Origin of the sequence: Vibrio sp. 1457 (genome assembly GCF_033340195.1) — a bacterium.
GTDB lineage: Bacteria > Pseudomonadota > Gammaproteobacteria > Enterobacterales > Vibrionaceae > Vibrio > Vibrio alginolyticus.
On record NZ_JAWOWA010000123.1, the window covers coordinates 640 to 1,112 of the forward strand.

Consider the following 473-nt stretch of genomic DNA (forward strand, 5'->3'; position numbering starts at 1 on the left):
AAGCTCCGTAGACTCGTCATCCGGCGCACCAGATTTTAACGTTGCCACCGCAGCACCCAGTTTTTCCACCAGCGTATCGTAAATGCCTTTTTGCGCGTAGATCCGACAAGCCGCAGTACAATCCTGTCCAGCATTGTAATAGCCAAATGTACGTACACCTTCGACCACTGCTTCAATATCCGCATCATCAAAAACAATCACTGGCGCTTTGCCACCAAGTTCCATATGAGTACGCTTAATGGACGACGCGGTATGGCTGATGATGTGCTCGCCGGTGGCGATAGAGCCCGTCAGCGACACCATCCGCACTTTGGGATGACCGGTCAGCGGATCACCCACCGTTTTGCCTCTGCCAAACAGTATGTTAATCACGCCTGCCGGGAAGATATCTTTCGCCAGCTCTGCCAACTTCAACGCGGTCAGCGGGGTAATTTCTGATGGTTTAAGCACTACGCAGTTCCCTGCCGCCAGCG

1 protein-coding gene is annotated in these 473 nt (G+C 53.1%); it reads right to left on the reverse strand.

The window, feature by feature from the left end; genetic code table 11:
* Positions 1–471 (reverse strand): aldehyde dehydrogenase family protein (locus tag R7Z41_RS24215; protein WP_411913147.1); only part of this gene is annotated, 471 nt, incomplete at its 3' end.
* Positions 472–473 lie beyond the last annotated feature (2 nt).